16 protein-coding genes are annotated in these 21,218 nt (G+C 71.0%); 13 read left to right on the top strand and 3 right to left on the bottom strand.

Going from position 1 to position 21,218, the window contains the following annotated elements:
• Positions 1–83: 83 nt before the first annotated feature.
• Positions 84–2,993: a vitamin B12-dependent ribonucleotide reductase gene (locus tag AB0P41_RS28600; protein WP_365934909.1), complete on the top strand. Its 2,910-nt coding sequence runs from the start codon at positions 84–86 to the stop codon at positions 2,991–2,993.
• A 137-nt stretch (positions 2,994–3,130) separates the two neighbouring features.
• On the opposite strand, the gene AB0P41_RS28595 is transcribed toward AB0P41_RS28600, so the two are convergent.
• On the bottom strand, positions 3,131–3,664 hold the full coding sequence (locus AB0P41_RS28595; protein ID WP_356710201.1) for a TerD family protein: 534 nt from the start codon (positions 3,662–3,664) through the stop codon (positions 3,131–3,133).
• Positions 3,665–3,866: 202 nt separating this feature from the next.
• On the opposite strand from AB0P41_RS28595, the gene AB0P41_RS28590 reads away from it, so the two are divergent.
• The 6 genes from AB0P41_RS28590 to AB0P41_RS28565 all read left to right on the top strand — a co-directional run bounded on the left by AB0P41_RS28590 (position 3,867) and on the right by AB0P41_RS28565 (position 9,890).
• Complete coding sequence (locus tag AB0P41_RS28590; protein WP_365934907.1) at positions 3,867–4,472, top strand: YdbC family protein; 606 nt, start codon at positions 3,867–3,869, stop codon at positions 4,470–4,472.
• A gap of 174 nt (positions 4,473–4,646) precedes the next feature.
• The gene (locus AB0P41_RS28585) at positions 4,647–5,306 is read left to right on the top strand and encodes a histidine phosphatase family protein (RefSeq protein ID WP_356710205.1); all 660 of its coding nucleotides are present in this window, start codon (positions 4,647–4,649) and stop codon (positions 5,304–5,306) included.
• Between the two features lie 12 nt (positions 5,307–5,318).
• Positions 5,319–6,230: an ADP-ribosylglycohydrolase family protein gene (locus AB0P41_RS28580; RefSeq protein WP_365934905.1), complete on the top strand. Its 912-nt coding sequence runs from the start codon at positions 5,319–5,321 to the stop codon at positions 6,228–6,230.
• Between the two features lie 247 nt (positions 6,231–6,477).
• Positions 6,478–8,265, top strand: coding sequence for a DUF4153 domain-containing protein (locus AB0P41_RS28575; protein WP_356710209.1), 1,788 nt, complete (start codon positions 6,478–6,480; stop codon positions 8,263–8,265).
• Between the two features lie 211 nt (positions 8,266–8,476).
• Positions 8,477–9,187, top strand: a complete 711-nt coding sequence (locus tag AB0P41_RS28570) for a ribonuclease HII (protein ID WP_365934903.1) — start codon at positions 8,477–8,479, stop codon at positions 9,185–9,187.
• Positions 9,188–9,245: 58 nt separating this feature from the next.
• Positions 9,246–9,890 (top strand): hypothetical protein, encoded by a 645-nt coding sequence (locus tag AB0P41_RS28565; RefSeq protein WP_356710213.1) that lies wholly within the window; start codon positions 9,246–9,248, stop codon positions 9,888–9,890.
• Between the two features lie 86 nt (positions 9,891–9,976).
• On the opposite strand, the gene AB0P41_RS28560 is transcribed toward AB0P41_RS28565, so the two are convergent.
• Both AB0P41_RS28560 and AB0P41_RS28555 read right to left on the bottom strand, forming a co-directional pair.
• Positions 9,977–10,609: a hypothetical protein gene (locus tag AB0P41_RS28560; protein WP_356710215.1), complete on the bottom strand. Its 633-nt coding sequence runs from the start codon at positions 10,607–10,609 to the stop codon at positions 9,977–9,979.
• A 216-nt stretch (positions 10,610–10,825) separates the two neighbouring features.
• A complete protein-coding gene (locus AB0P41_RS28555) occupies positions 10,826–12,997 on the bottom strand; it encodes a RecQ family ATP-dependent DNA helicase (RefSeq protein WP_365934901.1) in 2,172 nt (723 codons plus the stop codon).
• Between the two features lie 110 nt (positions 12,998–13,107).
• Here AB0P41_RS28555 and AB0P41_RS28550 point away from each other — a divergent pair, with 110 nt between their 5' ends.
• The 6 genes from AB0P41_RS28550 to AB0P41_RS28525 all read left to right on the top strand — a co-directional run bounded on the left by AB0P41_RS28550 (position 13,108) and on the right by AB0P41_RS28525 (position 21,175).
• Positions 13,108–14,460, top strand: coding sequence for a DUF4192 domain-containing protein (locus tag AB0P41_RS28550; RefSeq protein ID WP_365934899.1), 1,353 nt, complete (start codon positions 13,108–13,110; stop codon positions 14,458–14,460).
• A gap of 130 nt (positions 14,461–14,590) precedes the next feature.
• Positions 14,591–15,355 (top strand): NUDIX domain-containing protein, encoded by a 765-nt coding sequence (locus AB0P41_RS28545; protein WP_356710221.1) that lies wholly within the window; start codon positions 14,591–14,593, stop codon positions 15,353–15,355.
• Between the two features lie 181 nt (positions 15,356–15,536).
• A complete protein-coding gene (locus AB0P41_RS28540; protein WP_365934897.1) occupies positions 15,537–17,297 on the top strand; it encodes an ATP-binding cassette domain-containing protein in 1,761 nt (586 codons plus the stop codon).
• A gap of 181 nt (positions 17,298–17,478) precedes the next feature.
• A complete protein-coding gene (locus tag AB0P41_RS28535) occupies positions 17,479–18,345 on the top strand; it encodes a FadR/GntR family transcriptional regulator (protein ID WP_356710640.1) in 867 nt (288 codons plus the stop codon).
• Positions 18,346–18,668: 323 nt separating this feature from the next.
• Complete coding sequence (locus AB0P41_RS28530) at positions 18,669–20,216, top strand: RNA polymerase sigma factor (protein ID WP_129265893.1); 1,548 nt, start codon at positions 18,669–18,671, stop codon at positions 20,214–20,216.
• 128 nt (positions 20,217–20,344) lie between these two features.
• Positions 20,345–21,175 carry a serine protease gene (locus AB0P41_RS28525; protein WP_365934896.1) on the top strand — a complete coding sequence of 277 codons (831 nt, stop codon included), beginning with the start codon at positions 20,345–20,347 and terminating at the stop codon, positions 21,173–21,175.
• Positions 21,176–21,218: the final 43 nt, after the last annotated feature.

Below are 21,218 nucleotides of genomic sequence, written 5' to 3'. Positions count from 1 at the left end.
GACGTCCGGAGCATCAGACACACACTGTGCCCTGGGAAGAACTGGGCACTTCAGGGCGTTTTTGCCCACATATGGGAGGCGGCATGACAGAGACGGCGAGCGGCCCGGCACGAGGTTCCCGAACCAAGGGAGCCAAGTCGACTGCGACCAAGCAGGGCCTGCGCATCGAGCGCATCCACACGACTCCCGGCGTGCATCCGTACGACGAGGTCGCGTGGGAGCGCCGTGACGTCGTCATGACCAACTGGCGCGACGGCTCGATCAACTTCGAGCAGCGTGGCGTCGAGTTCCCCGACTTCTGGTCGGTGAACGCGGTCAACATCGTCACCAGCAAGTATTTCCGGGGAGCTGTCGGCACGCCGCAGCGCGAGACCGGTCTGCGACAGCTCATCGACCGGATCGTGAAGACGTACCGGAAGGCCGGCGAGGACTACAACTACTTCGCTTCCCCCGCCGACGCCGAGATCTTCGAGCACGAGCTGGCGTACGCCCTCCTGCACCAGATCTTCAGCTTCAACTCGCCGGTCTGGTTCAACGTCGGGACGCCCCAGCCGCAGCAGGTCTCGGCCTGCTTCATCCTGGCCGTCGACGACTCCATGGAGTCGATCCTCGACTGGTACAAGGAAGAGGGGATGATCTTCAAGGGCGGCTCCGGCGCCGGCCTGAACCTGTCCCGCATCCGCTCCTCCAAGGAGCTGCTCTCCTCCGGCGGCAACGCCTCCGGCCCGGTCTCCTTCATGCGGGGCGCCGACGCCTCCGCGGGAACCATCAAGTCGGGTGGCGCCACGCGCCGCGCGGCCAAGATGGTCATCCTCGATGTCGACCACCCGGACATCGAGAACTTCATCGAGACCAAGGTGAAGGAGGAGGAGAAGATCCGCGCCCTGCGCGACGCGGGCTTCGACATGGACCTGGGCGGCGACGACATCACGTCCGTCCAGTACCAGAACGCCAACAACTCGGTCCGCGTGAACGACGAGTTCATGAAGGCCGTCGAGGCCGGCGGGAAGTTCGGTCTGCGGGCGCGCATGACCGGTGACGTCATCGAAGAGGTCGAGGCCAAGTCCCTCTTCCGCAAGATGGCGGAGGCCGCCTGGGCCTGCGCGGACCCCGGCATCCAGTACGACGACACGATCAACCACTGGCACACCTGCCCGGAGTCCGGCCGCATCAACGGCTCGAACCCCTGCAGCGAGTACATGCACCTGGACAACACCTCGTGCAACCTGGCCTCGCTGAACCTGATGAAGTTCCTCAAGGACGACGGCGAGGGCCACCAGTCCTTCCAGGCCGAGCGCTTCGCCAAGGTCGTCGAGCTGGTCATCACCGCGATGGACATCTCGATCTGCTTCGCGGACTTCCCGACCCAGAAGATCGGCGAGAACACCCGCGCCTACCGCCAGCTGGGCATCGGCTACGCCAACCTGGGCGCCCTGCTGATGGCCACCGGGCACGCGTACGACAGCGACGGCGGCCGTGCGCTCGCCGGCGCGATCACCTCGCTGATGACCGGTACGTCCTACCGGCGCTCCGCCGAGCTCGCCGCGGTCGTCGGCCCGTACGACGGCTACGCCCGCAACGCCGAGCCGCACCAGCGCGTCATGAAGCAGCACTCGGACGCCAACGCCGTGGCCGTCCACGTCGACGACCTGGACTCGCCGGTCTGGGCCGCCGCCACGGAGGCATGGCAGGACGTGCTCCGCCTCGGCGCGAAGAACGGCTTCCGCAACGCCCAGGCGTCGGTCATCGCCCCGACCGGCACCATCGGTCTCGCGATGTCCTGCGACACCACCGGCCTCGAGCCCGACCTCGCCCTGGTCAAGTTCAAGAAGCTCGTCGGCGGCGGCTCGATGCAGATCGTCAACGGCACGGTCCCGCAGGCCCTGCGCCGTCTCGGCTACCAGCCGGAGCAGATCGAGGCGATCGTCGCCCACATCGCCGACAACGGCAACGTGATCGACGCCCCCGGCCTGAAGACCGAGCACTACGAGGTCTTCGACTGCGCCATGGGTGAGCGCTCCATCTCGGCCATGGGTCACGTCCGGATGATGGCGGCCATCCAGCCGTGGATCTCCGGCGCGCTCTCCAAGACGGTGAACCTGCCGGAGACGGCCACCGTCGAGGACGTCGAGGAGGTCTACTTCGAGGCGTGGAAGATGGGCGTCAAGGCGCTCGCGATCTACCGCGACAACTGCAAGGTCGGCCAGCCCCTCTCCACCAAGAAGTGGGAGGAGAAGAAGGACGAGGTGACCGCGAAGACCGAGGACACCATCCGTGCCGCGGTCGAGAAGGTCGTCGAGTACCGTCCGGTCCGCAAGCGTCTGCCCAAGGGCCGTCCCGGCATCACCACCTCCTTCACGGTGGGCGGCGCCGAGGGCTACATGACCGCGAACTCCTACCCGGACGACGGTCTCGGTGAGGTCTTCCTGAAGATGTCCAAGCAGGGTTCCACCCTCGCGGGCATGATGGACGCCTTCTCGATCGCGGTCTCGGTCGGTCTGCAGTACGGCGTACCGCTGGAGACCTACGTCTCCAAGTTCACCAACATGCGTTTCGAGCCGGCCGGTATGACGGACGACCCGGACGTGCGGATGGCGCAGTCGATCGTCGACTACATCTTCCGCCGCCTGGCGCTCGACTTCCTGCCCTTCGAGACGCGCTCCGCGCTCGGCATCCACTCGGCCGAGGAGCGTCAGCGTCACCTCGACACCGGTTCGTACGAGCCCGCTTTCGGGGACGACGACCTCGGCTCCGAGAGCCTGGCCCAGTCCGCTCCCGCGCACGTGGAGCCGCTGAAGGCCGTCGCGTCCCCGGAGGAGAGCGCCGCGGAGAAGCCGGCTCCCAAGACCGCGCACACCTCGGCCGAACTGGTCGAGATGCAGCTCGGCATCAGCGCGGACGCGCCGCTGTGCTTCTCGTGCGGCACGAAGATGCAGCGCGCCGGGTCCTGCTACATCTGCGAGGGCTGCGGATCGACCAGCGGCTGCAGCTGAGAACGAGCGGAGCCGTACCGGACGGAATGTCCGGTACGGCCCGCCCGGGCAGCTGACCAGCAGCTCACGAAGGGGACCGGCCGGTGGCCGGTCCCCTTCGGGCTGCCGGTCAGCCGGCCGTGGCGAGCGGAACCCCGTCACGCTCCCGGGCGGCTCCCCATCTCCGCGGCGAACGCGTCGGGGTCGCCGTCGAACCCGCGCACCGAGCCGTGGAAACCCCAGGCCCCGGACGTGTCCCGGACGAATTCCGCGACGACCGCGGCGGTGGCCGCCGGCACTGCGGCGAAGTCGTCCTCCGCGAGGCTGGTGTAGCCCTCGCGGATCTGTACGGCCGTGTGCTCTATCTGACCGAAGGTCTTGTGGCCGTCACGCTGCTGGATGGCCACGCCGACCACCACCCTGGAGTACGCGTCCGACAGCCGGTCCAGTTCGAGGGTCATGACCTCGTCGAAGCCGAAGCCCTGTCCCGTCCGGCTGTCCCGGTTCAGCGTGATCGTCCCGTCCGGTGACCTGCTGTCGAAGTGCACGAGATAGACGGGACTGCCGTAGGGCGCTTCCGTCCCGTAGGTGGCCGCGATGATGTCGAGGTCGTTGGCGGGCTCACCGACGTCGCTGGGGTCCCATTTGACCCTCACCTCGACCTTCTCGATGTCCTTGTTGGGAGTGCTCATCGGACGTGCCTCCTCGCTGCTGGACCGACGGACCGCTTGCCTCCTCAGATCATGTCCGTAACTGTCCGTGGATCCAACCGCGTTGGAAACGGACGTCGTTTTCGGGCCATCGTGTGGCCGGAGTTGTGTGTCGCGGGATGCCGGCGGGCCCCGGCCGCCCGGAGCGTGACCCGCGCCACGCCGGGCGCCGTACGATGGCGCGGTGCTGGTCAAGTGGATTCGCTGCACCGTGGTGGACCGCCGCGGTTTCGAGCGGGGGCAGCGGAAGTGGGCGGCGCTGCTCGGTGAGCCGGGATTCCGGAGTCAGAGCGGCGGGTGGAGCCGAGGGCAGCCCGAAGTCGCCCACGTATTCGCGTTCTGGGAGAACCGGGTCTTCTACGACTCCTTCATGGCCCGCGGACACGACCGGCTGGCCGCCGCACAGTCCGGCATGTACAAGGACATGCAGGTCAAGCTCTTCGAGTACCGCTTCGACGTGAAGACCGGATTCGAGCCGGACTTCACCGACGCGGATGTGGTCAGGGTCGCGCACAGCCAGGTGCGCGAGGACCGCGTCGACCACTTCGCGCTCATGCAGCAGCGGGTGTGGAACCCGGCCATGGCGGGCTCTCCCGGGATGCTGCGCGGAGTCTTCGGCCAGGCCCCGGGGCATGAGTTCCTGGTGCTGTCCATGTGGCAGTCCAGCGCCGAACGCGGCAAGTACCGGCCGGAGGGCGCCGCCCGCCTCTCGGCACGGGCGGAGACCGAGCGGGATGTCGAGTCACTGACGGGCGACGTGGTGCAGCTCGAACCGTCGTGGACGGTCTGACCCGGGCCTGGCCCGTACGCTCGAACCGTCGCGGACGGTCTGACCCGGGCCCGTACGCTCGAACCGTCGTGAACGGTCTGCTCCGGCCCCGTGCGGCCGTTTCCTTGGTCACATACGCCCGATGGAGCCCGTACAACTGCTCGATCGGGCCGGACGGCATCTAGGGTTCGGTACATGGCACGACCGAAACGCATCGTTCTCGTCCGGCACGGTGAGTCCGAGGGCAATGCCGACGACACGGTCTACGAACGTGAGCCCGACCACGCGCTCAGGCTCACGGCGAACGGGCTGCGTCAGGCGGAGGAGACGGGTTCCCGGCTACGTGAGACGTTCGGCGACGAGCGTGTCAGCGTCTACATCTCGCCCTACCGGCGCACCCACGAGACGTTCAGGGCCTTCGCCCTCGAACCGGAGCACGTCCGTGTAAGGGAGGAGCCCCGGCTGCGCGAGCAGGACTGGGGGAACTGGCAGGACCGTGAAGACGTCAGGCTGCAGAAGGCCTACCGGGACGCGTACGGGCACTTCTTCTACCGCTTCGCGCAGGGCGAGTCCGGTGCCGACGTCTACGACCGGGTCGACGCGTTCCTGGAGAGCCTCCACCGCAGCTTCGAGGACCCCGGCCACCCGCCGAACGTTCTGCTGGTCACCCATGGGCTGACCATGAGGCTCTTCTGCATGCGCTGGTTCCACTGGTCGGTGGCGGAATTCGAGTCGCTGTCCAACCCCGGGAACGGTGAATCCAGGACCCTGCTGCTGGGTGAGGACGGCCGCTATACGCTCGACCGGCCCTTTCGGCGGTGGCGCACCCCTGAGCCCTACGGCCGCACCGGATAGAGTGGCGGAGCGATGACCGCTGACTCCGCTTCCGACCGTTTCGAACGCGCTCTGGCCAGCCTGCGTGGACTGTCCGTGGGAGACGCCCTCGGCTCCCAGTTCTTCGTCCCGGCCCATTACCCCCTGCTCAAGAACCGCGGCCTGCCTCCCGGCGACTGGCAGTGGACCGACGACACCGAGATGGCCTGCTCCGTGCTCGCCGTGCTGGCCGCGCACGAGCGCGTCGACCAGGACGAACTCGCCCACTCCTTCGCCCGGCACCACGACTTCGACCGGGGTTACGGGCCCGCGGTGAACCGGCTGCTCAGGCTGGTTCGGGAAGGCGGCGCCTGGCGCGAGCTGGCATCGGCGCTCTTCCAGGGCCAGGGCTCCTGGGGGAACGGTTCGGCGATGCGCATCGCCCCGCTGGGCGCCTGGTACGCGGACGATCCGGAGCAGGCCATCCATCAGGCCGAGATCTCCTCGTACACCACCCATCAGCACCGCGAGGCCGTCGTGGGGGCGATGGCCGTCGCCGCGGCCGCCGCCCTCGTCGCCGCGCCGGGAGGGCCGCCGACGCCGGAGGACCTGATCGACGGCGTCGTCGGCCTCATCCCGCGCAGCGCTGTCGGGGCCGGGCTGCGCAGGGCGCGCGACATGCTCGACTACAGGGACGCCGGGACGGTCGCGGCGGTGCTCGGCAACGGCCGCCGTACGAGTGCGCACGACACCGTGCCCTTCGCCCTCTGGTCGGCCGCGCGGCACCTGGGTGACTTCGAACAGGCCTTCTGGGTGACGGCACAGGCGGGCGGCGACGTGGACACCACCTGCGCCATCGTCGGCGGGATCGTCGCCGCGGAGCCTGTCGGTGCCCCTCCGGCCGGCTGGCTGGCACGGACGGAAGAGCTGCCCGACTGGATGCCGTCCGCGCCGGCGCGCCGCTGACCGTCCGCGGAGTCCGCTTCCAGCGGGTGTGCGGCGACCTCGGTGACCCCTTCACGCCCGTGGCATGGCACTTTTACTGTCACGGTCCTGCCACAGCAGCGGCCCCGGCCGGCCGAACGGTCCAGGCGCGACTTACTCTTTCGGCCATGCCGCCCTCATTGATCTTGGTGGGTGTGCGCCTAGAGACGCCGGGGCCGACGCGCCGCGATGTGGCCGCGCGAGCGGACCCCGGTGGGGGAGGGGTCCCATGTCCGATCAGTCGTCCGACGCGTCCAGCCGGCCCGAGACGTCACCGGAGCCCGGCGACGCGGAGCAATCCGCGGCACGCCCCGTGACCGGGGCGGGGGGCGAGGTGCCCCGCACCGCACCCGGCAGTCCCGGCCGGGCGAAGGCGGCGGGCAAGCCCGCGAGCGCTTCCGCCCAGGTGCCGCCGCAGCAGGCCGGCCCCGATGTGCCGGAAGTGCCCTCCTATCTTCGGCCGCCGCCTCCGGGGGACGTCTGGCGGCGCCCTGGGAGGCATCAGCCGGTCGGCGTGCTGTCCCGGCTGATGCCTCCCTCTCCGCCCGCGATCGGGCCCGCCACGCTCTGGGCGGTCCTCGCCACGGCCCTGCTCAGCGCCCTGCTGCTCGGTGACGGCCTCGGGCCCAATCTGCTCATCGTGGCCGTGCCCGCAGCCCTGGGGGCGTTCTTCGCCGCACGCTCGGCGGGGCGCAGGCTGCGCCCCTGGACCGCGGTGTGGGCGGTGGGCGGCCTGGCGCTCCTGGTGATTCCGGCGCTCCGGGAAGCGGGGTGGCCGGTCTTCCTCGCAGTGGTGTCGGCGCTCGCCCTCGGCTCCCTCGTCCTGCACGGAAGCCGCAGCTGGCCGGGTGTGCTGCTCGGCTCGCTGGGGCTGTTCCCCGCCGTGGCGGCCGGTATGCGCTGGGGGTGGCGCGGGGTGCGTGACCGCGCGGACGACTCCCGGGGGCGTGTGCGCACCGTGGTGCGCAGCACTGCGGTGGCGGTGGTCCTGCTCATCGTGTTCGGCGCGCTCTTCGCCTCCGCGGACGCCGCCTTCGCCGACCTCCTGGGCAGCCTCACCCCCGACGTGACCGTCGGCGACAGCCCCTGGCGGCTGTTCCTCTTCGCGCTCGGCCTCGTCGGAGCACTCGCCGCCGCGTACAGCGCCGCCGCGCCGGTGCGCTGGGACGGGATCACCGTACGGCCGGGCAAAGCCAGGAACAGGGCGGAGTGGGCGCTTCCCCTGATCGTGCTCAACCTGCTCTTCGCCGCGTTCATCACGCTCCAGCTCGTCGTCCTGCTCGGCGGGTACGACAAGGTGCTCGACGAGACCGGTCTGCTGCCCGCCGAGTACGCCCGCCAGGGCTTCTGGCAGCTCCTCTGGGCCACGGTGCTGACCCTGCTCGTCATCGCCCTCGCCCTGCGCTGGGCCCCGCGCGGCGGGCCGCGCGACCGGGTCCTGGTCCGGAGCGTCCTCGGGGCGCTGTGCGTGCTGACCCTCGTTGTCGTGGCCTCGGCGCTGCGCCGCATGGACCTCTACGTGGACGCCTTCGGGCTGACCCGGCTGCGGATCTCCGTCGCCGCTGTGGAGCTCTGGCTCGGAGTGGTGCTGATCCTCATCCTCGCGGCCGGAGTCTTCGGCGCCAGGCTGCTGCCGCGCGCGGTCGCCGTGAGCGCGGCCGTCGGCGTGCTCGCCTTCGGGCTGCTCTCGCCCGACGGACTGATCGCCGAACAGAACGTCGAGCGGTACGGCAGCGACAGGACGATCGACCTCGAGTACCTCAAGGGGCTCTCCGCCGACGCCGTACCGGCCCTGGACGGGCTGCCTGAGCCTCTGAGGTCCTGTGTGCTGGAGAAGTACCGGAGTGATCTCGCCCTCCTGGACACTCCGTGGTACTCCTCCAGCTGGGGAGAGGTCAGGGCCCGGGACATCCTGGAGGAACACCCCGTACAGGACCGTGGGACCGACTGCCGCGGCCTCGGAACGGAGACGGACGGGCGGGACGCAGACGAGGATGACTCCTACGACCCGTACTGAGGTGGGCCACCCCGAACGTCTGGTCACCGCCGGGGCGTTCGGGGGCACACCCGTGCCAGGGCGAGGTCGGTGACGCTTCGGCGTACGGCTCGCAGCGCGGCCCGCAGTGCTCACCGCGGGTGTTTCCGGACACGGCCGGACACGTGCCGACGTGCTGCACGGTGCCCCGGGGTGTTCTTGCCGTGCCCATCGGCGTAACCTGGCAGGCGCCATGCCGTACGAACCACCCACGCACACCGTCGAGCGCTCACTGCGCGCTACCTCCGGTGCCAGGACCGTCGCCGGTGTCGACGAGGTCGGACGCGGAGCGTGGGCCGGCCCCGTCACCGTGTGCGCGGCCGTCACCGGTCTCCGTAGAGCCCCTGAGGGACTCACCGACTCCAAGCTGATCAGTCCCAGGCGCCGGGCCGAACTCGCCCCGTTGCTCGAGAAGTGGGTCACGGCCTACGGGCTGGGGCATGCGTCACCACTGGAGATCGACGACCTCGGCATGACCGCGGCGCTCCGTCTCGCGGCCGTCAGGGCGCTCGACGCTCTGCCCGTGCGGCCGGACGCCGTGATCCTCGACGGCAAGCACGACTACCTCGGAACGCCCTGGAACGTCCGTACCGTGATCAAGGGCGACCAGTCCTGCATCGCCGTGGCCGCGGCCTCGGTGATCGCCAAGGTCCACCGGGACACGATGATGGCCGAACTGGGCGCGGACACCGGGGAGTACGCAGACTTCGCCTTCGGCGCGAACGCCGGTTATCCGTCACCGGTGCACCGGGCCGCGCTGGAGGAGCGGGGGCCTACGCCTCACCATCGCCTCAGCTGGGCCTACCTCGACGCGCTGCCCAGGTGGCAGCACCTGAAGAAGGTCCGATTCTCCGCCGAGGCGGCGGCACTGGAAAGCGGGGGCCAGCTCGGCTTCGACTTCTGATCGCACAGGCGCACCCCACCGCCGACGTGTTCGCGTCGGCTGCGAAAGACAACCATTCATGCCTCTCATCCCCGAGGAGCCTCAGATTCCCGAGAGCGCCCAGGGTCCCCGCGTCACTCCGGCCGCCGGCCGCACCGCGCCGACCCCCCGTCCCGTACCCGGCCCGCGTTCCGCGGCCACACCGCGTCCCGGAAGCCCGGGCCGCGGCCCCGCGAGGCCCGCGCCCCCGGCGCAGCGCCCGCAGCCCGCATCCGTCACTCCCGCTGCTCCGGCCCCTGCCCGTGCCGGGCAGAAGCTGCCCGAAGAACGCCCGGCAGCACAGTTCCAGCTGATCCCCGCCCCGGCCGGCGGTGCGATCGACGCCGCCGACGAGGCAGTCGACCTGCTGCTCGACTCCGGGCGGGCACCTGGTGACATCCTGGTGCTCACCACGGGCGAACAGCACCCCTGGGCCGCTCACGAACTCTCCTTCGGGGAGGCCGCTTACTGGGCGCAGCACGACGCGGGTGACGACGTCTTCTTCGCCGGCACGGCCGACGCCGGCCGGTCCGCCGGCCGTCCCGTCGTCGTTGTCGCGGTCAACAGCGACCTCGACGACGCGGCTGCCCGTGCACTGTCCGGCGTGCGAGAGCGCGCCGGCGTTCTGCTGATCGTGTGCGGAGACCCGCAGCAGATCAACTCGGCGCTCGGCGCGGGAGTCTGAGCCGTAGGCCGTAGGCCGGTAGGTCCGTAGGCCCCCAGGTACGTGGGCCCTGCCGTCCGTGAGGACGGCAGGGCCCACGTACCGTTTCAACGGGCGGCGCCTCGCCGCAGTGCCTCGGCTGCGCCGCCCCCGGTGCGGAGCGGACCCGGGTCGTGGCCGGCCGAGGTGTCCGCCAGGGCCGACGGCGTGGAGAGCATCGTCGGCCTGCGGCCGCCCCGGCCCTCACCGAGGACCTGCCAGCCTTCCCGGGTCAGAGTGATGTAGGCCCCGCAACGGAGACCGTGCAGCGTGCAGGCGTCCCGAAGCCCCCACATCCACGCCCCGTCCTCCTCCGTCCAACGCTCGTCGCCCTCGCGGCAGTAGAGCAGTACGGCGGTACGCACGGGGGTGCGGCGGCGCAGATCGTGCGGGATCACCCGGCGCAGGTGTGCCAGCAGGGCGTTGCGGAACTCCCAGCCGTCCGTCGCCACGGTGGACCGCCGGGCGAACGAGGCGCTGGCCGTGAGCCGTTCCTCATGGTCGAGGACCGCGACGACCGCGGTGGCCGGAGTCGGCCTGTGCCGGGCGTGGAGGCCGCTGACGACCTCCCGCGGACTGCGCAGCAGAGGTATGCCCGCCGCGGCCCACTCGGCCGGTTCGAGCATCCTGGCGACGTGGTTGACGGAGCCTGCGGACGCCGACAGTGAAGTGGCTGCGGACGGAGCGAATCCGAAGGTCACGGTCCTCCCTTCGCTACGCGCCCACGGTGCGGGCAGGGTCGAGTGAGGGCGCGCCGCGGCACAGCCCTTCCGGGCCCGCGAAGAGACCGTGCGGGGAGCGACTCCAATTCTTCCTGTCGCACCGGCAGGCGGCAACGAGCAATTGGCGCGGCTGACTGGTATCTGACGGAATGACACGGATATCCCTGCCCGCTCGGCGACGGACGAAGCCAATTGTCAGGCCTGGACTGCGAGGACCAGCGGAAACACCCCCTCCGCTCCCGCACGCCGGAGCAGCCGTGCCGCGACGGCGAGTGTCCATCCGGTGTCGGAGAGATCATCCACGAGCAGGACGGGGCCCCCCGCGGACGCGAGTGACTCCGCCAGTGCGGGCTCCACCACCAGGGCCTCGTGCAGCGCCCTCACCCGTTGCGCGCTGTTGGTCTGGGAGATGCGCAGGTCCTCGCTGCCAGGGGCGTAGGCGACCGTGCCCAGCAGGGGCATCCGACCGACCTCGGCGATACGGCTGCCGAGCGAGTGGACCAGCCGGGGCCTGCGGCGTGAGGCGACCGTGACGACTCCGACCGGCCGGGGTGCCGCGTCCGGGGCCCCGGAGGCCCAGCCGCCGGGGCCCTTCGCCCAGTCGGTGATCACGGTGACGACCGCGCTCGACACGTCGTCGGGCACCGGGGCGTCCTGGGCCTGGGCCGCGAGCAGTGGGCGGAGCCTGTTGCCCCAGCCGATGTCCGAGAGCCGGCCGAGCGCGCGGCCGGGCAGGGCCAGTTCGCCGGCCGGGATGCGGCCCTTGAGATCGATGCCCACCGCGGAGAGCCCCGTGGGCCACATCTTGCGTGGCTCCACCTCCACACCCGGCCTGCCGAGCTCGCCGCGCGCCGCGTCGAGCGCGGCCGTGGAGACCTTGTCGTCGAACCGTGCGCCCGCGCAGTTGTCACAGCGTCCGCATGGCGCGGCCTCCTCGTCGTCGAGCTGGCGCCGGAGGAACTCCATGCGGCATCCGGTCCCCGACGCGTAGTCGCGCATCGCCTGCTGTTCGGCCGCCCGCTGCCGCGCGACCCAGGCGTAGCGCTCGGCGTCGTACACCCACGGTTCGCCCGTGGAGATCCAGCCGCCCTTCACCCGCTTCACCGCACCGTCGACGTCCAGCACCTTGAGCATCGTCTCGAGGCGGGTGCGTCGCAGGTCGACCAGAGGTTCCATGGCGGGCAGCGACAGGGGCCGGCCGGCCTGGGCGAGGACGTCGAGAGTCCGGCGGACCTGTTCCTCCGGCGGGAAGGCGACCGAGGCGAAGTACTGCCAGATGGCCTCGTCCTCCTTGCCCGGGAGCAGCAGGACCTCGGCGTGCTCGACTCCACGGCCCGCGCGCCCGACCTGCTGGTAGTAGGCGATGGGCGAGGACGGGGACCCCACGTGCACGACGAAGCCGAGGTCGGGTTTGTCGAACCCCATGCCGAGCGCGGACGTGGCCACCAGGGCCTTGACCCGGTTGGCCAGGAGATCGTCCTCGGCCTGCTGCCGGTCGGCGTTCTCCGTCCGGCCGGTGTACGACACGACCGTGTGTCCGCACTGGCGGAGGTAGGCCGTGATCTCCTCGGCGGCCGCGACCGTGAGCGTGTAGATGATGCCCGAGCCCGGCAGTTCTCCGAGGTGGTCGCCCAGCCAGGCCAGACGGTGCGCGGCGTTGGGCAGTTGGAGCACCCCGAGGCTGAGGCTCTCCCGGTCCAGGGGCCCCCGCAGCACCAACGCGTCCGTGCCCGCCCCCGTGCCGAGCTGCTCCGCGACGTCCGCGGTCACGCGTGCGTTGGCGGTGGCCGTCGTGGCGAGCACCGGAACGCCCGCCGGGAGATCGGCGAGCATGGTCCGCAGCCTTCGGTAGTCCGGCCGGAAGTCATGGCCCCAGTCGGAGATGCAGTGCGCCTCGTCGACCACCAGCAACCCCGTGGCCGCGGCTAGGCGCGGCAGCACCTGGTCCCGGAAATCGGGATTGTTGAGCCGCTCGGGACTGACCAGCAGCACGTCCACCTCGCCCGCCGCCACCTCGGCCTGGACGGTGTCCCACTCCTCGGTGTTGGAGGAGTTGATCGTGCGGGCGGTGATACCGGCCCGGGCCGCCGCCGCCACCTGGTTGCGCATGAGGGCGAGCAGGGGAGAAACGATCACCGTCGGCCCGCTGCCCTGGGCGCGCAGCAGCGAGGTCGCCACGAAATACACCGCGGACTTGCCCCACCCGGTCCGCTGGACGACCAGGGCCCTGCGCCGGTCGGCGACGAGGGCCTCGATGGCCCGCCACTGGTCCTCACGCAGCCGGGCGGTGCCGGTGGTGTCCCCGACCAGACGGGCGAGTACGGAATCGGCCGAGGCCCTGAGCGCTGCGCGGTCTGCGTTGGTCATGTCCCCATGCAACCCGATGCCTACGACAAACCGCGAACGGTGATCCATGCCTGTGGACAAAGTTATCCACAGGGGTCGCGGAAATCGGTGGCCCGCGGGACGGTCATGCCATGAACAAGCACGAGGAAACCACCGGACCGTCCGATGCCCAGCAGGTCACCCTGCGGGGCCCCGCCGAACTCGCCGACGCCCTTCCGTACCTGATGGGCTTCCATCCGAACGACAGTGTGGTCATGGTGGCCCTGCACGGTGGCCGGGGCCGCTTCGGCGGCCGGCTCAGGCTGGGCATCCCGCCGGAACCGGAGGAGTGGGCACCGGTCGCCGACCAGTTGGCGCGAAGCCTGATCGCGGGAAGCGAGAGGCACGAATCCCGCCCGGACGCGATCGTCGTCTTCCTCTGCCAGGATCCGGCGGAGGGCGAGACCGCCCCGCAGACCATGGAGCGGCTGAGGCCGCTCGCCCAGCGGCTGCGCACCGCCTGCGGGGCGCTCGACGTGCCCGTCCTCGAAGCGCTCTGCATCTCCGACGGCCGTTACTGGTCGTACTGCTGCCCCGACGACCGCTGCTGTCCGCCCGAGGGCAGCCCGCTGGCGCTCCCGGGCACCACGGTGATGGCGGCCGCAGCCGCTTACGCCGGTGTCCAGGTGCGTGGATCGCTTCGGGACATGGAGGCGCGGTTGGTGCCGTGGGACTCCGCGGCGGCGCAGGAGCAGGAGCGGGCCCTGGACTCGGCGGGTGCCGTCCTCGTCTCGCGCATCCTCGACGCCGACGGGCGCGGGGAGGTGGCGCGGGAGACACTCGCGCTCGCCCGGGACCTCATGGAACGCATGGGGAACGCACCGCCCTCCGGCTCGGCGTGGACGGACGGCGGTGACGACGTCCTGATCGCACCCGACGAGGCGGCGGCGGTGATCCTGGGCCTCCAGGACCGCGAGACCAGGGACCGGGCCGCCGAGTGGATGGAGGGCACCGAGGCCGAGACGGCGCTCCGGCTGTGGCGCGCTCTCGCCCGCCGGTGCGTCGGGCCGTACGTGGAACACGCCGCGGCGCCGCTCACGCTGGCCGGCTGGGTCTCGTGGTCCACCGGCGACGAGGCGGGCGCCAGGGTGGCACTGGGACTCGCTCTGCGGGCGGACCCCGACTACACCTTCGCCCAGCTGCTGCACCAGGCGTGCAATCAAGGACTGGATCCGGAGACGCTGCGCAGCTGTCTCCGCGGGGAGCGCACGCTGCGCGAGAGGGGAGGCGCCGCCGCCCCGCAGAAACGCGGCAGCGGGCACCGCCCGGAGCGACGGACCGGGGTCCGGGCCCCGCGCACCGCGGCCGCCAGGCGTGCACGGAGGACGACGGAACGGTCCGCACCGGGCGCCGTCGTCTCCCGTCCGGGCTCGTCCCTGAGCCGGGGCCGGGCCCGCGACACCGACCGACGGCTGGGTCAGCGCGGTGCCAGGAGCCGCGACTGACGGTTCTCCGCCCCGGGCGGACGTAAGTGCCGGCCGGGTCTTTCACGCGGGGGAGGCGACCGGGACCGGGCGTGCGAACCGGTGTGGCGAAGGGAGTGTTTATCGTCAGGAAGACGACTATGATTTCCGCATGCCGCCCTACGACCCGTCGACCTTCCCGCCCTTCGCAGTCACCGTCGACCTGGTTGTCCTCACGGTACGACGTCACGCCCTCTGCGCGTTGGTGGTGCGCCGTGGCGAATCGCCCTTCCAGGGGCGGTGGGCACTGCCCGGGGGATTCGTCAGGACCGATGAGGACCTCGGTGCTGCGGCAGCGCGTGAACTCGTCGAGGAGACCGGGCTCTGCGCGCACGATCCGTCCGCCCCCGCAGTCGGGAACGGTGCCCATCTCGAACAGCTCGCGACCTACGGGGACCCGGGGCGGGACCCCCGGATGAGAGTCGTCAGCGTCGCACACCTCGCGCTCGCGCCCGACCTCCCCGCTCCGCGCGCGGGCGGGGACGCGAACAGCGCGCGCTGGGCACCGGTGGAAGACCTGCTCGGGCCAGGGGGTGGCTTCGCCCGCGACGGCGAGAAGTCCGCGCCGCTGGCCTTTGATCACGCGAGGATCCTCGACGACGGGGTGGAGCGGGCCCGCTCGAAGATCGAGTACTCCTCGCTGGCCACGGCTTTCTGCCCGCCGGAGTTCACGGTGGGGGAGCTGCGCAGGGTGTACGAAGCGGTGTGGGGTGTGGTCCTCGACCCCCGGAACTTCCACCGCAAGGTCACGGGCACGCCCGGCTTCCTGGTGCCGTCCGGCGGGACGACCACACGGCAGGGGGGCAGGCCCGCACAGTTGTTCCGGGCGGGGGCGGCGACCGTACTCAACCCTCCGATGCTGAGGCCGGAAGTCTGAGGCGTACCCGCACCGGGGGCCCGCACTGCGGGTCCGGGCCGCGCGCACCGCGGGTCCGAGCCGCACGCGCCTGCGGAACGCCCATAGAAGCACCGATGCGCAAAAAGTCCGAAATGCCGCGTTATCTTGCTGAGGTAATCCACCCTGCCGCCGAGCGGTCTCACCCTCAGCGAGAGAAGCGATGCTCCAGGCCATCGGACTCACCAGCGCCCCCCACCGCGACCGTCCGCCCGTCGTGGACGACCTGACCTTCGAAGCCCCGCCCGGCAGCGTCACCGCGCTCCTCGGCGCTCCCGGCTCCGGCAAGACCACCGCCCTCCGGCTGATGCTCGAGCTCGAAGCGGGCAGAGGCGTCACCTACTTCAAGGGCCGGCCGCTGCATCGCATCGGTCATCCCGCCCGCGAGGTCGGGGTGCTGCTCGGGGACGTCCCGGGGCATCCCGCCCGCACCGCGCGTGGCCAGCTCCGCATGCTCTGTGCCGCGGCGGGAGTCCCCGCCTCCAGGGCGGACGAACTGCTCGAAGTGGTGGGCCTCGCAGGGCTGGGAGACCAGCGGATCGGTACCCTCTCGGCCGGCATGGACCGGCGGCTCGGCCTTGCCTCGGCGCTGCTCGGTGACCCTCATACGCTCGTGCTGGACGAGCCCACCGAGGGCCTTTCGCCGCGCGAGAGGAGCTGGCTCCACGGCCTGCTCCGCGCACACGCGGCCGAGGGCGGCACGGTCCTGCACACCACCGGCGATCCCAAGGAGGCCGCTCGTGCCGCCGACCGCGTGGTCACCATCGACGAGGGGCGCCTCGTCGCCGACCAGGCGGTCGCCGACTTCTCCCGCACCCGTCTGCGCCCCCGGGTCGCGGTGCGGACGCCGCACGCGGCCCGGCTGGCCGCGGTGATGAGCCGCGAAGCCCGTGCCGCCCAGCGCTCCGTCGAGGTGGTCGCCGAGGACGGCAGCCGGCTCTCGGTGTACGGCAGCAGCTGCGCGGAGGTCGGGGACACGGCGTACCGGCACGGCCTCCCCGTCCATCACCTCGCCGACGAGACCGGGGACGCGGGCCCGGTGGCCGTGCCGTCCGGGAGGCCGGGCGGTGCTCCGCCGAGGGTCGTCCTGCCGGGGCCCGCCTCGGCCGTGGCGATCTCGCGGCTGCCGCCTCCGATCCCCGTACGACCGGCCCGTGGCCCGCTCCGGCCTGTGCGGTACGAGCTGCGCCGCCTCTTCGGTGTCAGGACGACCGCCCTGATCATGGCGGCCGTTCTGGTCGTGTCGGCGGGCCTCTCCGTGCTGCTGGCCCGCTCAGGGAGGACTCCTCTGCCGGATCTGCTGGTGGCCTGGCCGGACCTGCTGCCGCTGCCGCCCGCCGCGTTCGCGGCCGGACTGCTGGGCGCCCTCTCCTTCGGCGACGAGTTCCGCTACCCGGCGCTCGCCGCCGGGCGGGGAACGGTCCCGCGCCGTCTCGGACTCCTGGTGGCGAAACTGGTGGTCTCGGCGGGCGTCGCGCTGCTGCTCGCTCTGCTCTCCGTACTGGCGGACGCCGAGGCCCTGCGCCTCGTCTACGGCGGCGACTTGGTGGCCGTACCGGCGAACGCTCCGCAGCTCGCAGCCAGTTGGGCGGGTCTGTCGGTCGGGTGTGCCTGGGCGGGCCTGCTGGGGGCCGGCGTGTTCCGGCTGACCGCTGCCGGAGTCGCCGCCGTGCTGGCTGTCCCCGTCCTCGTCGTGCCGCTGATGCAGAAGCTCCTCGCGGGACCGTCCGCGCGTTCGATCACAGGACTGCCGGGCCGGCTGCGTGAACTGGGATGGGCACAGTGGCCGTACGAGACGGACCGCTGGGCCATGGCCGCGGTGCGGGTCGTGGCTCAACCCGTGGGGCTGGCGCTTTCCCTGTCGTTGTCTGCCTTGATCTGCGCGTATGTGTTCACCAGCCTTCGAGGGAGAGCCCGTTGGTGATCGTTTGGCTCGGCCTCGACGGCCACCCACGGGCAACTCTCCTGAAAAGATGCGATTTCCACCGATAACGCGTCAATTGCGGGGCGGGTGCCGATCACCCTTTCGTGTGCTTTTCAGCAAAGACCTCAAGGGGCGGGTGAGCCGCGCCGACAAAGGATGCGTGAGTACCCTTGCGCACACCATGATGACCGCCGCCCGCTCCGCCGACTCCGGCCTCGCCGGCCCGGGCGAACTCGACCGTTACCCGTACACGGAGGCGCCGGCCGGCGAGCGCGCCGCCCTCCGTTCCTGGGGTGGTGCCGAATCCGAACTGGGGCGGGCGAGCCGACGCGGCGCGGCCAGTCGCGGCCGTGGACTTCACGGCCAACTGGTCCAGCAGCTCGGTCAGATGATCGTTTCCGGTGACCTCGGTGCCGACCGGCCGCTCGTTCCGGAGGAGATCGGCCAGCGATTCGAGGTATCCCGCACCGTTGTGAGGGAGTCCCTGCGCGTTCTCGAGGCCAAGGGCCTCGTGAGTGCCCGGCCCAACGTGGGCACACGGGTCCGCCCGGTCAGCGACTGGAACCTGCTGGACCCCGACATCATCGAATGGCGCGCCTTCGGCCCGCAGCGTGATGACCAGCGCCGCGAGCTGGAGGACCTCCGCTGGACCATCGAGCCGCTGGCCGCCCGGCTGGCCGCCGGTCACGGGCGCGAGGACATTCAGCAGCGCCTCGGCGACATGATCGAGATCATGGGGCACGCGATGGGGCAGGGCGACACCATCACGTTCTCCAGGGCGGACGCGGAGTTCCACGCCCTGCTGATCCAGGCGGCGGGCAACCGCATGCTCGAACACCTCTCCGGAATCGTGTCGGCCGCCCTGCACGTCTCGGGCGGCCCCGTCACCGGCTGTGACCGGCCGGCCGAGGCGTCCCTCGGCCACCACGCGCGGATCGTGGAAGCGCTCGCGTCGGGCGACTCCGCCGGCGCCGAGACCGCCATGCGACAGCTGCTGGTCGGCCACACCGATGGCGAGCGAGTGGTTCCCGCGCCTCGCGAGCACTGAACTCCGCCGGGCCGGGGTATGCGGACCGTGTGTGGCCGGGGCCTGGCGGTCCGGGGCAGGTTCATACGGAGATGTGACCTCTGGGTCTGTTTGTCGCGAATGAGGTGTGACTGGGGCCACGCGAATTGGGCGTAACACTCCTCGGAACAGTGCGATGACTTAAGAGGTGACCGCCGCGGAAGGAATACAGCAGCCACGCAGTGCGCTGTGCAGTTCTGAGGCCAAACCCGCGCCGTCGGCGACATCCCCAGCCGGCGGTCGTCGGTTCCAGCCCTCTCCAGGGCCGGGCCGGAAGCCGTTTCCATCGTTCCGAGAGGTTGTTCGTGTCGGCCAGCACATCCCGTACGCTCCCGCCGGAGATCGCCGAGTCCGAGTCTGTGATGGCGCTCATCGAGCGGGGAAAGGCTGATGGGCAGATCGCCGGCGATGACGTGCGTCGGGCCTTCGAGGCTGACCAGATTCCGCCAACCCAGTGGAAGAATGTTCTGCGCAGCCTCAACCAGATCCTCGAGGAAGAGGGTGTGACGCTGATGGTCAGTGCCGCGGAGTCGCCTAAGCGCGCCCGCAAGAGCGTCGCAGCGAAGAGCCCGGTCAAGCGCACCGCCACCAAGACTGTCGCGGCCAAGACAGCCGTGACGCGGACCGTCGCGGCATCTGCCGCCCCGGCGGCCCAGAGCGCGGACGTGGCGGCCGACGACGCCGCCGTGGCCGCTCCTGCGAAGAAGACGGCAGCCAAGAAGACGGTTGCCAAGAAGACCGCCGCGAAGAAGACCGCGGTCAAGAAGACCGCCGCCAAGAAGTCCGGCAAGCAGGACGACGAGCTTCTCGACGGTGACGAGGCGGTCGAGGAAGTCAAGGCCGGCAAGGGTGAGGAAGAGGAGGGCGAGGGCGAGAACAAGGGCTTCGTCCTCTCCGACGACGACGAGGACGACGCGCCTGCGCAGCAGGTGGCCGTCGCCGGCGCCACGGCCGACCCGGTCAAGGACTACCTCAAGCAGATCGGCAAGGTCCCCCTCCTCAACGCCGAGCAGGAGGTCGAGCTCGCCAAGCGGATCGAGGCCGGCCTCTTCGCCGAGGACAAGCTCGCGAACTCCGACAAGCTCGCGCCGAAGCTCAAGCGCGAGCTGGAGATCATCGCCGAGGACGGCCGCCGCGCCAAGAACCACCTGCTGGAGGCCAACCTCCGGCTCGTGGTCTCGCTGGCCAAGCGCTACACGGGTCGCGGCATGCTCTTCCTGGACCTCATCCAGGAGGGCAACCTCGGTCTGATCCGCGCGGTCGAGAAGTTCGACTACACCAAGGGTTACAAGTTCTCCACGTACGCCACGTGGTGGATCCGCCAGGCGATCACCCGCGCCATGGCCGACCAGGCCCGCACCATCCGTATCCCGGTGCACATGGTCGAGGTCATCAACAAGCTCGCGCGGGTGCAGCGCCAGATGCTCCAGGACCTGGGCCGTGAGCCCACCCCGGAGGAGCTGGCCAAGGAGCTCGACATGACCCCCGAAAAGGTCATCGAGGTCCAGAAGTACGGTCGCGAGCCGATCTCCCTCCACACCCCGCTGGGTGAGGACGGGGACAGCGAGTTCGGAGACCTGATCGAGGACTCCGAGGCGGTCGTGCCGGCGGACGCGGTGAGCTTCACGCTGCTCCAGGAGCAGCTGCACTCCGTGCTCGACACGCTCTCCGAGCGTGAGGCGGGCGTCGTCTCGATGCGCTTCGGTCTCACCGACGGCCAGCCGAAGACGCTGGACGAGATCGGCAAGGTCTACGGAGTGACGCGTGAGCGCATCCGCCAGATCGAGTCCAAGACGATGTCGAAGCTGCGCCACCCCTCGCGCTCGCAGGTTCTGCGCGACTACCTCGACTAGATCTCGGACAGACATGGGCCGGGCCCGGAACCTCCAGAGGTTCCGGGCCCGACGCATGTGCGCATGCGGTCGGCGCCGGGGCGGATGACGCTGAGTGGGCACTGTTCACCTCGGCGTCAGGAGTCTCCATGCCCCGCCTTCTCGTCCGTGTCCTTCCCGCCGCGTTCGCTCTTGCGGTCGCGGCGGCGCTCATACCCCTCGGCCCCCCGGCGCCCGCCGCGGCGGACAGCGTCATCGTGGGCGGGAAGCCGGTGGCCGTCGCGGACAGCCCGTGGGCCGTGGCCCTGTCGAGCCGTGACCGGTTCGGAGGAACCCGCGCGGGCCAGTTCTGCGGGGGAGTGGCGGTCGCACCCACCAAGGTGCTGACGGCGGCACACTGCCTCAGGGAGGACGTACTGGGCGCCGCCGTCGCCGAGGTCCGGGACCTGCGGGTCATCGCCGGACGTGACGAGCTGAGCGGGCCGGGCGGTCAGGAGATCCCCGTGCGAACGACATGGGTGAATCCGGGGTACGACCCGCACACGAATGCCGAGGACCTGGCGGTCCTCACTCTGGACCGGACGCTGCCCCAGGGGAGCGTCATACCGATGGCCGGGTCCGGGAACGCGGCGTACGAGCCGGGCACCGAGGCGGCCGTGTACGGCTGGGGGGACACCACCGGGTACGGCGCCTACGCGTCAGGGCTGCGCGCGGCCACGGTGCGGGTACTGGCGGACACCGACTGCGCCCGGGCCTACCCCGGCGGCACACAGGGCGCGTACGACGCCTCGTCGATGCTCTGCGCCGGTGACACCGCGGGCGGGCGGGACGCCTGCCAGGGGGACAGCGGAGGCCCGCTGGTGGCCCGTGGGCGTCTCATCGGGCTGGTCTCGTGGGGCAGCGGCTGCGGGAGCCCCGGCAACCCCGGGGTGTACACCCGGATGTCCTCGGCGATCCGGTGGATGGCCGGGGGGAGCTGAGCGGCCGGGAGCGCCGCGGCGATCACCGCGCCCTCGCGTCGGA

The sequence above is a fragment of the Streptomyces sp. NPDC079167 genome (assembly GCF_040686735.1).
GTDB lineage: Bacteria > Actinomycetota > Actinomycetes > Streptomycetales > Streptomycetaceae > Streptomyces.
The sequence above is the reverse complement of the archived record's forward strand: the minus strand, read 5'-3'. Positions and strand labels throughout refer to the sequence as shown.